Annotated in this window: 15 protein-coding genes; 8 read left to right on the top strand and 7 right to left on the bottom strand. The window is 31.3% G+C overall.

The genetic code is table 11. The features are described 5' to 3' along the window. The first annotated feature begins 65 nt into the window (after window positions 1-65). From ABD771_RS12620 to ABD771_RS12610, 3 genes are read left to right on the top strand one after another with little or no spacing between them, the layout of a single operon-like run. On the top strand, window positions 66-239 hold the full coding sequence (locus tag ABD771_RS12620) for a hypothetical protein (RefSeq protein ID WP_345095114.1): 174 nt from the start codon (window positions 66-68) through the stop codon (window positions 237-239). A gap of 33 nt (window positions 240-272) precedes the next feature. Further along, entirely contained in the window at window positions 273-725 is a 453-nt protein-coding gene (locus tag ABD771_RS12615) for a 6-pyruvoyl trahydropterin synthase family protein (RefSeq protein WP_298308923.1), read from the top strand. Between the two features lie 17 nt (window positions 726-742). Next, entirely contained in the window at window positions 743-1,501 is a 759-nt protein-coding gene (locus ABD771_RS12610; RefSeq protein ID WP_345095111.1) for a UDP-2,3-diacylglucosamine diphosphatase, read from the top strand. Here ABD771_RS12610 and ABD771_RS12605 read toward each other — a convergent pair. The 7 genes from ABD771_RS12605 to ABD771_RS12575 all read right to left on the bottom strand — a co-directional run bounded on the left by ABD771_RS12605 (window position 1,490) and on the right by ABD771_RS12575 (window position 7,278). After that, window positions 1,490-2,149 (bottom strand): peptidoglycan-binding domain-containing protein, encoded by a 660-nt coding sequence (locus tag ABD771_RS12605; RefSeq protein WP_345095109.1) that lies wholly within the window; start codon window positions 2,147-2,149, stop codon window positions 1,490-1,492. The genes ABD771_RS12610 and ABD771_RS12605 overlap by 12 nt on opposite strands. Window positions 2,150-2,209: 60 nt before the next feature. After that, window positions 2,210-3,901 (bottom strand): single-stranded-DNA-specific exonuclease RecJ, encoded by a 1,692-nt coding sequence (gene recJ / locus ABD771_RS12600; RefSeq protein WP_345095106.1) that lies wholly within the window; start codon window positions 3,899-3,901, stop codon window positions 2,210-2,212. A gap of 455 nt (window positions 3,902-4,356) precedes the next feature. Then, window positions 4,357-4,677, bottom strand: coding sequence for a HopJ type III effector protein (locus tag ABD771_RS12595; RefSeq protein ID WP_345095103.1), 321 nt, complete (start codon window positions 4,675-4,677; stop codon window positions 4,357-4,359). 16 nt (window positions 4,678-4,693) lie between these two features. Continuing rightward, window positions 4,694-5,140: a hypothetical protein gene (locus ABD771_RS12590; protein ID WP_345095100.1), complete on the bottom strand. Its 447-nt coding sequence runs from the start codon at window positions 5,138-5,140 to the stop codon at window positions 4,694-4,696. Between the two features lie 32 nt (window positions 5,141-5,172). Continuing rightward, the gene (locus tag ABD771_RS12585) at window positions 5,173-5,610 is read right to left on the bottom strand and encodes a hypothetical protein (protein ID WP_345095098.1); all 438 of its coding nucleotides are present in this window, start codon (window positions 5,608-5,610) and stop codon (window positions 5,173-5,175) included. A gap of 42 nt (window positions 5,611-5,652) precedes the next feature. Then, the gene (gene rsmI / locus ABD771_RS12580) at window positions 5,653-6,324 is read right to left on the bottom strand and encodes a 16S rRNA (cytidine(1402)-2'-O)-methyltransferase (protein ID WP_345095096.1); all 672 of its coding nucleotides are present in this window, start codon (window positions 6,322-6,324) and stop codon (window positions 5,653-5,655) included. After that, complete coding sequence (locus ABD771_RS12575; protein WP_345095094.1) at window positions 6,325-7,278, bottom strand: hypothetical protein; 954 nt, start codon at window positions 7,276-7,278, stop codon at window positions 6,325-6,327. It lies immediately after the preceding gene. Window positions 7,279-7,381: 103 nt separating this feature from the next. Here ABD771_RS12575 and ABD771_RS12570 point away from each other — a divergent pair, with 103 nt between their 5' ends. The 5 genes from ABD771_RS12570 to ABD771_RS12550 all read left to right on the top strand — a co-directional run bounded on the left by ABD771_RS12570 (window position 7,382) and on the right by ABD771_RS12550 (window position 12,624). Further along, window positions 7,382-8,008, top strand: a complete 627-nt coding sequence (locus ABD771_RS12570) for a thymidine kinase (protein ID WP_298116606.1) — start codon at window positions 7,382-7,384, stop codon at window positions 8,006-8,008. Between the two features lie 6 nt (window positions 8,009-8,014). Then, window positions 8,015-10,459, top strand: a complete 2,445-nt coding sequence (locus ABD771_RS12565) for a bifunctional UDP-N-acetylmuramoyl-tripeptide:D-alanyl-D-alanine ligase/alanine racemase (protein WP_345095092.1) — start codon at window positions 8,015-8,017, stop codon at window positions 10,457-10,459. A gap of 91 nt (window positions 10,460-10,550) precedes the next feature. Next, window positions 10,551-10,952, top strand: a complete 402-nt coding sequence (gene mscL, locus ABD771_RS12560) for a large conductance mechanosensitive channel protein MscL (RefSeq protein WP_345095091.1) — start codon at window positions 10,551-10,553, stop codon at window positions 10,950-10,952. 235 nt (window positions 10,953-11,187) lie between these two features. Then, complete coding sequence (locus ABD771_RS12555; RefSeq protein WP_345095090.1) at window positions 11,188-12,177, top strand: aspartate-semialdehyde dehydrogenase; 990 nt, start codon at window positions 11,188-11,190, stop codon at window positions 12,175-12,177. A gap of 93 nt (window positions 12,178-12,270) precedes the next feature. Then, window positions 12,271-12,624, top strand: a complete 354-nt coding sequence (locus ABD771_RS12550; RefSeq protein ID WP_345095089.1) for a hypothetical protein — start codon at window positions 12,271-12,273, stop codon at window positions 12,622-12,624. Window positions 12,625-12,656 lie beyond the last annotated feature (32 nt).

Below are 12,656 nucleotides of genomic sequence, written 5' to 3'. Positions count from 1 at the left end.
ACAGGTCGCTCGAAAGGCGACCTTTTTTTTTCAGTAAATTTGTGTAATAATTTAAAATATTTGAAATGAAATTTATTTCTTTAATTCAGCAAGTCAATATTGATGATAAAATCAAGAATGCACCAGATAATGGTTACTTAATTGGCGTATGGATTGGTTATGTTTTGCCATTTGTAGTGCTAATAGGACTTGCTTATTATATGTATTATCGTGCAAAAAACAGAAAAGACTTAGAGTAAAATTCCTTAAATTTGCATTCTAAAATCTAAATGATGAGTAAAATCAGAATTACCAAACAGTTTTCTTTTGAAACAGGTCATGCGCTTTATGGCTACGATGGAAAATGTAAAAATGTTCACGGACACAGTTACAAACTCTCTGTAACCGTAATTGGAACACCAATATCCGACTCGAATAATGTAAAATTCGGAATGGTAATTGATTTTTCTGATTTAAAAAAAATTGTACGCGAAGAAATAGTTGATGTTTTTGATCACGCCACAGTTTTTAACAAGAATACACCACATGTTGAATTAGCTGAAGAACTAAAAAATCGTGGTCATCATGTGATTTTAGTAAATTATCAACCTACAAGTGAAAATATGGTGATTGATTTTGCTAAGAAAATTCAAGACAGATTGCCAAATAATATTCAATTACATTCTTTAAAATTACAAGAAACAGAAAGCTCGTTTGCCGAATGGTATGCTTCTGATAATATGTAATTTACTACTTTTACAAAATGTCAAACAAAAAAATCTATTTTGCATCCGATCAACATTTTGGAGCTCCAACGCCTGAAGCTAGTTTTCCACGTGAACAAAAGTTTGTAGCTTGGTTAGATGAAGTAAAAAAAGACGCTGAAGCCATTTTTCTACTTGGTGATTTGTTTGATTTTTGGTTCGAATATAAAACCGTTGTACCAAAAGGATTTATAAGAGTTCTAGGAAAGTTAGCAGAAATTCGTGATAGTGGAATTCCTATTTACTTTTTTGTTGGAAACCATGATTTGTGGATGAATGATTATTTTCAAAAAGAACTAAATATTCCGGTTTATCACGATAATAAAGAGTTTACTTTCAACAATAAAACGTTTTTAATTGGTCATGGCGACGGAAAAGGACCTGGTGATAAAGGTTACAAACGAATGAAAAAAGTATTCGTTCATCCGTTTTCAAAATGGTTGTACCGTTGGCTTCATCCAGATATTGGAATGAAATTAGCACAATATCTTTCTGTAAAAAATAAATTAATTTCTGGAGCAGAAGATGTAAAATACCTTGGAGAAGACAACGAATGGTTAATTTTATATGCTAAGAAAAAATTAGAAACCAAGCACTATAATTACCTAATTTTTGGTCACAGACATTTACCAATGACTTTAAAAATTGGTGAAAACTCGGAATACGTAAATTTAGGTGATTGGATTGGCTACTTTACTTACGGAGTTTTTGACGGAGAGAATTTTGAATTGAAAAAGTTCGAATACTTATCTAAGTAAATAATCTAAAGTTACAGCATCTAGTTTTCCATCAGGAAACAAACCATTTTTTTGTTCAAATGCACCTAATGCTTCAATAGTTGTTTGTTTAAAAAGACCATCAACAGGAATATTGTAACCTTTTTTAACCAAAATCTTTTGCAATTCATACACGAAAGAACTGAAATCGCCTACTTTCAAACTATACTTTTCCGGATTGCTTTTAAAAGTTTCCATCAGGAATTTTCTTTTGATGAATTCGTTGTAATCTTTTGCTTTATAGCCACTTTCTTCAAAGGCAATTACATCTTTATCGTTTAATCCTTCACTTTTCATTTTGGCAGATTGAATCAAACGTTTTTCATACATTTTAACGACACCTAATTTTTTAGCGTATTCGTTTACCAATGCTTTTGTGTCATCATCGTCATCATCAGGATTTCTTACATCAACATCATTATTTACCCAAGATAATCTAACAAAACCATTCACATCTTCAATGGCTTGATGGTAATTCTGCAAAATCGTTTCATCATGATAATTCAAATCAATCTTTTGATTACTAACATAATCACTTCCTGGAGAATGAAAACGATGGTAGTCACTATATAAATTATAGCCCAAAATCAATACAATAGCTGCTAAAAGCACAATGATAATCTGCTTCATAATAAGTAGAGGTTATTTTGTAGACAAAAATAGACAAAATTCACGTTACAATTTGTAGTATTAATTCTTCAAATCTTTCAAACGTAATTGAATGGTTACATTTCCATTAAACTCATTTTCATCAATACAATAGACTGCATCAAATGGTTTCTGATTTTTAGTAGATTCAAGTTTATTTCCTAATCCAAAACCAATTGCGCCAAAACCTTCACTTCCATTTTGCTTTACAAATAACTTCAAATGTTCATTGTCTTTACCTAATGGCTTTGCATAACCCGTGTCTTTTACATTTTTAGTCATAAAAACAGGTGTCATATTTTGGGGTCCAAAGGGTTCAAATTGACTCAATAATCGAATCAACTTCGGATTAATATCTGAAAAATTGATTTCCAAATCCACAGAAATTTCAGGAATTAATAAATCAGGGTGAATCGTTTTTTGAACTTCCTTTTCGAAAGCATCTTTGAATTTTTGGTAATTCTCTTCTTTCAAAGTCATTCCTGCTGCATACATGTGTCCGCCAAATTGTTCCAAATGTTCTGCGCAAGCTTCTAAAGCATTGTAAACATCAAAATCTTTTACCGAACGCGCCGAAGCTGCTAGTTTATAACCACTTTTTGTAAAAACAATAGTTGGTCGATAATAAGTTTCGGTTAATCTAGAAGCTACGATTCCGATTACGCCTTTGTGCCAATTTTCTTGATAAAGTACTGTTGTAAAGTTCTCTTTTTCGTTATTGTTTTCAATTTGAGCCAACGCTTCAACTGTGATTTGTTTGTCTAAATCTTTTCGGTCGGCATTGTGTTGCTCAATTTCGGAAGCAAAAATTTCGGCTTGTTCCAAATCAAATTCGGTTAATAAGGCAACTGCTTCGTTTCCGTGTTTGATTCTTCCTGCAGCGTTAATTCTCGGAGCGATGATAAAAACGACATCCGTTATGGTCAATACTTTTTTCTTCACATTTTGAACCAATGCCTTAATTCCTGGACGTGGATTTGAATTAATCACTTCCAAACCAAATTTGGCTAAAACTCGATTTTCACCTGTAATCGGAACAATATCTGCGGCAATAGCTGTGGCTACCAAATCTAAATAAGGAATTAAATCAAAAATAGATTGATTTCTGTTTTCGGCTAATGCTTGAATGAGTTTGAAACCAACGCCACAACCGCAAAGTTCGTCATAAGGATAAGTACAATCATCACGTTTTGGATCTAAAACCGCAATAGCATTGGGCAATTCATTTCCAGGGCGATGGTGATCGCAAATGATAAAATCGATGTTTTTTTCGTTTGCGTAAGCGACATGATCGATGGATTTTATACCACAATCTAGCGCAATTATTAAAGAAATTCCGTTGTCGTCGGCGTAGTCAATTCCTTTATAGGAAATTCCGTAACCTTCGTCGTAACGATCTGGAATGTAAGTTGCAATATTCGGATAATAACTTTTTAAATAGGAGGAAACCAACGAAACAGCAGTTGTTCCATCGACGTCATAATCTCCAAAAATTAGAATATTTTCTCCGTTTGCAATAGCTTTTTCAATACGTGAAACCGCTTTGTCCATATCTTTCATCAGATACGGATTATGCAAATCGTCTAAAGTTGGCCTGAAAAATGTTTTGGCTTGGTCGTAGGTTGTAATACCTCTTTGTACTAATAAAGTCGCAATGATTTCATCGACTAGAAGTTCGTTTTGTAGTTTCTGAACTTGTTCTTTTTCTGGCTTCGATTGTAATGTCCAACGCATAGGATATTAGATATTAGATTTTTAATATTAGATTTTGGCTTGTAAATGTTTTGCAAATATATGAAAAAATATTTTTTATTTTAAAATTTTATATACTGAAAATCAATACATTGTAATTTAATTTAAAAAAACATTAAAATATTTTGCAAAACATTTAATGCTTTTCGTTATATAATTGTAGATAAATTTTTAAAACAGAAATATGGAATATTTGTACTTAATAATCATAATTGGTTTGCCTTCAATATTTTTAATTATTAAGGCTTTCGTCTTAAAAAAGATTTTTCCTGAAATGAAAATAAAAGATTTTATAGAATATGTCAAACATTCAAAGAAAGTTAACATAAATGTATCCATATTTCCAGAAAAGAAAAGTAATGAATGATAACTACTTTATATTGTTTTCATAAACAAAAGCATAAAAAATATTTTTTTAACTTTTAATCTACAGTGTACTAGAACTTCAACTCCAAAGCTTCACCATCAAATGAAATTCCATCCCAACCAAATGTCATAAAATTTCTGATATTTTGATGATCATTTCCCTCAGGATTTTTTAAAACATCATCAAAATAATAACTTCCAAAAAGTGATAAAGTTTCATCTTTTTCTAAATTATTTATTTTAGCGAAAGCGAAAATTTTGCAAGAACCATTATTTTCGTTTGCATTGTTAAATTGATTTCCATTTTTAAAAGCGGTTGGCGTGAAATTATATTTTTCATCGATATAGACGATGGTTGCTTGAAACGATTTTTGGTTTATTAAGTCTTGCATAATTTAATTATTCATTTTATAATGGTGCTTTTCTATCGTAAATTCTCGTATAATGAAAATATTCTCTTAAATTTAAAATTTCTAGTTCCATTTTTATTTTAAAAATACTATCATTCAAAATTTTATTATCATCTTCTCTTATAAATTTTAAAGGAACTCCAAACAAAACTGCAACTGAATCTCTAAATTTTAAAACTTTTTTATGATTAGAAAAATCTAATTTTTTTAATTTACTATCTACAGAAACAGATATTTTATATAAGCTATCAAATCTTTTTTGTTTAGTAACATCATTTTTAATTTTATAATAGTTTTCTAGATATGTTCCAACTGCAGCACTATGATCTCTTTTTGACAATTGATCAAGTTTGTTATATAAATAGTTATAACTATCATCTTTCTCCTCTTTTTTACAAGAAAATAGGATTATAGATATTACGAAAAGAATGAAATATTTTTTCATAAAGAAATTACATTAATTAAAATATTACAATATTATTTAATTGTATAAAGATATCTACCACCTTCTTTTAGCTCAAAACTTGTACTTATTTCAAGGCCTTTTATTTCTGTTATTTGATTGTTCGAATTAATAATTTCTATTTTTTCAATTTCATTAAAATCTTTCAACCGAAATACGCCACCCCAAATTACAAAAGAATCTTTAGGACTTAATTTAATTAATGTTGATTTTTCAATTGAATCATTGATTAAATCTTTTTTGAAATTAAAATTGTTATATTTTATGATAAATTTTGAAAAATTTTCGAAATTTTTGTGCTGGACTATATAATCTTTTACTGTTTCAGAATCGGCATTATAATAAATCTTTAGATTGCAAAGTTCATTTTTTTGATTTGTTACAGATGCAGATATTGCTCTATCACAAGATGAAAATGATATCATAAAAAGTAATAAAACAATTTTTTTCATTTACTTATAATTAACTGAACACTGACAACCGAACACTGAACACTATTTCTTCCCACCAACTACAGCCACAATCTCACCTTTCGGAGCTTTTGCTTCAAAGTGTTTTAAAACTTCTTCGGCTGTTCCACGAATGGTTTCTTCGTGTAGTTTTGATAATTCTCTTGAGATAGAAACTTGGCGTTCGGCTCCAAAATATTGTACAAATTCGGCTAAAGTTTTTACCAATTTGTGTGGCGAAACGTAGAAAATCATCGTTCGCGTTTCTTCTGCTAAAGCTAAATATCTTGTTTGTCTTCCTTTTTTTTCTGGTAGAAATCCTTCAAATATAAATCTATCGTTGGGCAAACCACTGTTTACTAATGCTGGTACAAAAGCAGTTGCGCCTGGCAAACAATCGACTTCAATATTATTTTCAACACAAGCTCGCGTCAATAAAAAACCAGGATCAGAAATGGCTGGTGTTCCTGCATCAGAAATTAAAGCAATGGTTTCACCACCTTTTAATCGAGCAATCAAATTGTCAACGGTTTTGTGTTCGTTGTGCATGTGATGACTGTGCATGTGTGTGGAAATTTCGAAATGCTTCATTAGTTTTCCACTGGTGCGTGTGTCTTCAGCTAGAATTAAATCGGCTTCTTTTAAAACTTTTATGGCTCTAAAAGTCATGTCTTCAAGATTGCCAATAGGCGTTGGAACTATATAAAGTTTAGACATTTATAAAAACTTTTTCTCAACCAATTCAATAAATCTATCAGCATAATCGTCAGCGCCAACCCAATTGTTATAATCGGGTTTGATGATTTCGTCAATAAAATCTTTCGCCTCTCTAAAAGTGCTGAACGTATTTAATTGTGATAAAACACGATTGTAATCTTCATTGCTGTCAGCAAAAAGGAATTTTACAAATCCCATTCTGTCGTTCAATCCAATATTGATGGTTTTAGAAAGTTTATCATTCAACGAAGGTGTTTTTCCTTCAAATCTATCTACAATAATATCATCCGATTTTTCAAAAACCTCTTTTTTAGAAGTTGGAAGCGTTACATCATTTGGTTTTACAAAAACAGGTTCAGTATAATTTTGACCTAATAAATCTTCAAAAGAAATTTGCTGTGTTTCTTTCTTAGGTTCTTCTACTTTTGGTTCTTCAATTTCTTCAGTTTCAACTGGAGTTTCTGCTGCTAATTCAAAAATAGGTTCAAAATCTAAGTCGCTTTTAGCTTCACCAACAGGAACTTCTTCCTCTTCAATTTCCTCTTCTTCTTCAAGCGTGATTTCGCCAACAATAACAGGTTCTTCTTCAATGGCTTCTTCTTGAACTTCTGTTTCTTCAGATGCAGTAACAATTTCTTGTTCAACAACTTCTTCAACTTTGGCTACAATTTCTTCCTTTTGTTCTTCAACTTCTGAAGCAATTTCTTCAACAACTACTTTTGGGGTTGAAACAACCGTTTTATTTTCAACAAAACTTTCAATTTTTTCTTCGATATCTTCGTTAGAAATATCCGATTTTACTTGTTCATAATTGTCGCCATAAAACTTCAAAACCGTTAATGCTTCGTATAATTTTTGGGTTTCATGATACAATTGATCGATTTCCGATTTGTTTTTTAGCTTCAAAACTCGATGTGCAATGCTGATTAATTCGGCTTCCAATCTTTTTTTCATAACTTTTTGAAATTATAGTGACTAGCTTATCTTATTTTATAATAAATTTGTTTCGATACAAAGTAATAAAAACAATTCCTTTTTTAAGGTCTAAAAATACAAAATGTTTCTCGAAAATACAGTAAATCATAAAGAACAATTTGGTTGGATTGAAGTAATCTGCGGTTCGATGTTCTCAGGAAAGACCGAAGAACTCATCAGAAGACTCAAAAGAGCGCAATTTGCAAAGCAAAAAGTGGAGATTTTCAAACCTGCCATCGATACTCGATATGATGAAGAAATGGTGGTTTCTCACAATAAAAACGAAATTCGCTCAACGCCTGTTCCTGCTGCGGCTAATATTGCAATTTTGGCACAAGGTTGCGATGTGGTTGGTATTGACGAAGCACAGTTTTTTGATGATGAAATTGTAAAAATTTGTAACGATTTAGCCAATTCAGGAATTCGCGTTATCGTTGCTGGTTTGGATATGGATTTTAAAGGAAATCCTTTCGGACCAATGCCTGCGCTGATGGCAACCGCTGAATATGTTACTAAAGTTCATGCTGTGTGCACGCGTACAGGAAACTTAGCACATTATAGTTTCAGAAAAGCAGATAGTGATAATCTAGTTTTGCTTGGTGAAACGGAAGAATACGAACCATTAAGTAGAGCTGCTTACTACAAAGCGATGCGCGAAAATATGGAAGTAAAAGATGCTGAACATTTGTCGGAAGACACAAATCCATAGTCTAAATTGACACTTTCCATAAGAAATATCATCCCAATCATTAAAGCACAATTTGTTGGCGTTAATGAAATAGCTGTAATCGATTCGGTTTCTATTGATAGTCGTTCGCTTCAAAATTCTGAAAGCACTTTATTTTTCGCTATTGTTGGTCCAAATCACGACGGACATAATTATATTTCTAATTTAATTTCAATTGGTGTTTCTAATTTTGTGGTTAATCATGTTCCAAAAGAATTTGAAAACAAAGCCAATTTTTTATTGGTTGAAAATACGCTAGAAGCACTTCAAAATTTTGCATCAGCCTATAGAAGCAATTTCGATTTTCCAATAATAGGAGTTACAGGAAGTAACGGAAAGACCATCATCAAAGAATGGTTGAACTTTTTGTTAAGTCCGGATTATAATATTATTCGTTCTCCTAAAAGTTATAATTCCCAAGTTGGAGTGCCACTTTCGGTTTTAGGGATCAATGAAAAACACAATCTTGGAATTTTTGAAGCTGGAATTTCTACCATAAATGAGATGGAAAATCTTCAGAAAATTATCCAACCAACCATCGGAATTTTATCTAATATTGGTTCGGCTCACGATGAAGGTTTTCATGATATTGGGGAAAAAATCAAAGAAAAACTAAAACTTTTTACCTCGGTTGAAGTTTTGATTATGAATAAAAATAAAACCATTGAAGCTTTTTTAAATCCAAAAATAAATACATTTTCTTGGAGTTCTGAGGATGGAAAAGCAGATGTTTTTGTGATTGCAAAAGAATATTCAGATCAAACGGAACTCAAAATAACTTACCATAAACTTTGTTTTAAAATAACAATTCCGTTCAACGATCAAGCGTCTATTGAAAATGCTATTCAATGTTTGATGGTGCTTTTGTATTTCAAATACGATCAAGATACTATTCAAAATCGTATGCAGTTGCTTTATCCAGTTGAAATGCGTTTGAAAGTTAAAAACGGAAGCAACAATACAACACTTATTGATGATAGCTATAGTTCTGATTATCAATCGTTAAAAATAGCATTAGATTTTCTTGAAAGTCAGAAACAATACAAAAAGAAAACTTTAATTCTGTCGGATATTTTTCAATCAGGATTGGTTTTGGAAGAATTGTATTCTAAAGTTTCTCATTTAATTGTTTCCAACAAAATAAATCGTGTTATTGCTATTGGAGCAACAATTTCAACGTTTAAAAATAAGTTTCCAAATTGTATCGCATTTGAAACAACCGAAAAATTTATTCAAAATATCGATACCATTTCATTTGAAAATGAGACTATTTTGATAAAAGGTGCACGTCATTTTCACTTCGAAGAAATCGTTTCTTTATTGGAAGAGAAAACACATGAAACAGTTTTAGAAATCAATCTGAATGCCATTAGTCATAACTTGAATTATTTTAAATCCAAATTAAGTCCAAAGACCAAATTGATGGTTATGGTAAAAGCTTTTGGATATGGAAATGGTGGTTATGAAATTGCCAAATTGCTGTCGCATCATAAAGTAGATTATCTCGGTGTGGCTTTCGCCGACGAAGGGATTTCGCTAAAAAATGCAGGAATTGACTTGCCGATTATGGTTTTGAATCCTGAAAACACCAGTTTTTCTGCGATTATCCAACATCAATTGGAACCCGAAATTTATTCGATAAAAGGATTGAATGCTTTTTTGAAAATTGCGGAACAAAAAAAGTTGAAGCATTTCCCAATACATATAAAATTGGACACCGGAATGCATCGATTGGGATTTGAAGAAGAAACGATTGATGAATTAATTGCCAAACTAAAAGACAACAAAACGGTTGAGGTAAAAAGTATCTTATCACATTTGTCAGCAAGTGATGATAGGATGTTTGTTGACTTTACACTTTCGCAAATTAAGTTATTTGAAAAATTATCTTCCAAATTAATTTCAGAATTACAAATAAATCCGATTCGTCATATTTTGAATACCTCAGGAATTTCTAATTATTCTCAGGCACAATTCGATATGGTTCGATTAGGAATTGGACTTTATGGAGTTTCCAACGATGAAGAGGAACAAAAATTATTAGAAAATGTTGGTACATTAAAGTCTATAATTTCTCAAATCAGAACTATTGAAGAAGGAGAAAGCGTTGGTTACAGCCGAAGATTTATGGCAACCAAAACCACAAAAGTAGCAACGATACCAATTGGATATGCTGATGGAATTTCAAGACATTGGGGCAATGGAGTAGGTTATGTAACCATAAAAAATAAAAAAGCACCGATTTTAGGAAGTGTTTGCATGGATATGCTAATGGTTGATATTTCGGATATTGAATGCAAAGAAGGAGCTGAAGTCACTATTTTTGGAGACAATCCAACAGTAAGTTTTATGGCAAAACAACTAGGAACAATTCCGTATGAAATTATGACAAGTATTTCACAAAGAGTGAAGCGAGTTTTTTATAGAGAGTAGTAATAATTCTACAAAATGTTAAATATTATGTTAAAATTTTATTTATCTTTGAAACTCAAAACAAAAATATAACCTTAAAAACTAATCAATTATGTTAAAAGAGTTTAAGAATTTTATAATGACAGGAAATGTTATTGAATTTGCTGTCGGTGTGATTATGGCAGGCGCTGTTGGTGCTGTTGTAAACGGATTTGTTGCAGATATCGCAATGCCTTTAGTAGGAATGTTAACTGGAGGAGTTGATTTTTCTGCTTTAAAGTATGTGTTATCTCCAGAAGTTAAAGATGCAGCTGGAGTTGTAACAAGCCCAGAAAATGCATTGAGATATGGTGCATGGATTAACACTTTAGTAAGTTTAGTGGTAATCGGTTTTGTAATGTTTATGATTATTAAAGCATACAACAAAATGAAAAAACCAGTTGAAGCTCCAGCTCCAGCAGGACCATCTCAAGAAGAATTGCTTACTCAAATTAGAGATTTATTGAAAAAATAATAAACCGCTACAGTATATATTCTAACCAAACCGCTTCTTAATTGAGGCGGTTTTTCTTTTTCAAAAAACAACTTCAACTTCAAAAAACAATTTCAACTTCAAAATTTTCTCAAATCTGTGTTTCAAAAATAATCAAATTCAATTTAAAAATTTTAATTATTAATTCATAATTTTTAATTTAATTTCTACCTACTTTTGTACTTCCAAATTTTTATTAAAATTTAAATATATTTATATGAGAGTTGCTGTAGTTGGTGCAACCGGAATGGTTGGCGAAGTAATGCTTCAAGTTTTAGCAGAGAGAAATTTTCCTGTAACTGAGTTAATTCCTGTTGCTTCAGAGAAATCTGTTGGTAAAGAAATTGAGTTTAAAGGAACGAAATATAAAGTAGTTGGTTTGCAAACTGCTGTAGAAATGCGTCCTGATATTGCTTTGTTTTCTGCTGGAGGTGAAACTTCTTTAGAATGGGCTCCAAAATTTGCCGAAGTAGGAACAACGGTTATCGACAACTCATCAGCTTGGAGAATGGATCCAACTAAAAAATTAATAGTTCCAGAAATCAATGCGTCTGAATTAACTAAAGAAGATAAAATTATTGCTAATCCAAACTGTTCAACAATTCAAATGGTTTTGGTTTTAGCACCTTTACATAAAAAATATAAAATCAAACGTGTTATTGTTTCTACTTATCAATCTATTACAGGAACAGGTGTAAAAGCAGTGCAACAATTAGAAAATGAGTATGCTGGAATTCAAGGTGAAATGGCTTATAAATATCCAATTCACAGAAATGCAATTCCTCAATGTGATAGTTTTGAAGAAAACGGTTACACTAAAGAAGAAATGAAATTGGTTCGTGAAACTCAGAAAATTATTGGTGATAAAACGATTGCCGTTACAGCAACAGCTATTCGTGTGCCAATTGTTGGTGGACATAGCGAAGCAGTGAATATTGAATTCGCAAACGATTTTAATGTAAGCGAAATCAGAGATATTCTTCATCACACCGATGGAGTTGTTGTTCAAGATAATACTGATACTTACACTTATCCAATGCCTTTGTTTGCTCAAGGGAAAGATGAGGTTTTTGTAGGTAGAATTCGTCGCGATGAAAGTCAGCCAAATTCCTTAAACATGTGGATTGTAGCTGATAATTTAAGAAAAGGAGCTGCAACAAATACTATTCAAATTGCAGAATATTTAGTTGCTAATAAATTAGTTTAATTAAATTCAAGTATACAAACCATTTGAGTTTACAAATCTTAAAATTTGTTAATTCAAGTGGTTTTTCATTGTTACTAGTATATATTTGCCCTAATGAAAGGAAAATACTCTGTAGTTAGTTTGTTTTTTGGTTTGGCAATATTGTTAGCAATATTGTTACAATCGTTGCATTCTTATCACCACATAGAAGTTGCACTTTCAGAAAAACATTGTAATCACAAATACGCTGTTAACAAGACTGAAATAAGTCATAGTCATCACGATTCTGACCATTGTTTTGTTTGTGAGTTTACTTTTAGTACTTCCATAAAATCAGATTTTTATACTTTTAATTTCAAGAAAGTTGAGATTCCTGTTTATTATTCTTATTTCTATTCCAGAGAAATAACCCAATCCTTTAGAGGAAGTCTTTTTGCGCTTCGAGCACCACCGAGTTTTATTGTTTAGCCATTATTTATCCGAAAAACATTCGGATTATA

Origin of the sequence: Flavobacterium chungnamense (assembly GCF_039539165.1) — a bacterium.
GTDB lineage: Bacteria > Bacteroidota > Bacteroidia > Flavobacteriales > Flavobacteriaceae > Flavobacterium > Flavobacterium chungnamense.
The sequence above is the reverse complement of the archived record's forward strand: the minus strand, read 5'-3'. Positions and strand labels throughout refer to the sequence as shown.

Bases quoted from the DNA above. Each gene is read 5' to 3' on its own strand.
- ABD771_RS12620 (WP_345095114.1), top strand. From the start codon at position 66: ATGAAATTTATTTCTTTAATTCAGCAAGTCAATATTGATGATAAAATC.
- ABD771_RS12615 (WP_298308923.1), top strand. From the start codon at position 273: ATGAGTAAAATCAGAATTACCAAACAGTTTTCTTTTGAAACAGGTCAT.
- ABD771_RS12610 (WP_345095111.1), top strand. From the start codon at position 743: ATGTCAAACAAAAAAATCTATTTTGCATCCGATCAACATTTTGGAGCT.
- ABD771_RS12605 (WP_345095109.1), bottom strand. From the start codon at position 2,149: ATGAAGCAGATTATCATTGTGCTTTTAGCAGCTATTGTATTGATTTTG.
- recJ (WP_345095106.1), bottom strand. From the start codon at position 3,901: ATGCGTTGGACATTACAATCGAAGCCAGAAAAAGAACAAGTTCAGAAA.
- ABD771_RS12595 (WP_345095103.1), bottom strand. From the start codon at position 4,677: ATGCAAGACTTAATAAACCAAAAATCGTTTCAAGCAACCATCGTCTAT.
- ABD771_RS12590 (WP_345095100.1), bottom strand. From the start codon at position 5,140: ATGAAAAAATATTTCATTCTTTTCGTAATATCTATAATCCTATTTTCT.
- ABD771_RS12585 (WP_345095098.1), bottom strand. From the start codon at position 5,610: ATGAAAAAAATTGTTTTATTACTTTTTATGATATCATTTTCATCTTGT.
- rsmI (WP_345095096.1), bottom strand. From the start codon at position 6,324: ATGTCTAAACTTTATATAGTTCCAACGCCTATTGGCAATCTTGAAGAC.
- ABD771_RS12575 (WP_345095094.1), bottom strand. From the start codon at position 7,278: ATGAAAAAAAGATTGGAAGCCGAATTAATCAGCATTGCACATCGAGTT.
- ABD771_RS12570 (WP_298116606.1), top strand. From the start codon at position 7,382: ATGTTTCTCGAAAATACAGTAAATCATAAAGAACAATTTGGTTGGATT.
- mscL (WP_345095091.1), top strand. From the start codon at position 10,551: ATGTTAAAAGAGTTTAAGAATTTTATAATGACAGGAAATGTTATTGAA.
- ABD771_RS12555 (WP_345095090.1), top strand. From the start codon at position 11,188: ATGAGAGTTGCTGTAGTTGGTGCAACCGGAATGGTTGGCGAAGTAATG.
- ABD771_RS12550 (WP_345095089.1), top strand. From the start codon at position 12,271: ATGAAAGGAAAATACTCTGTAGTTAGTTTGTTTTTTGGTTTGGCAATA.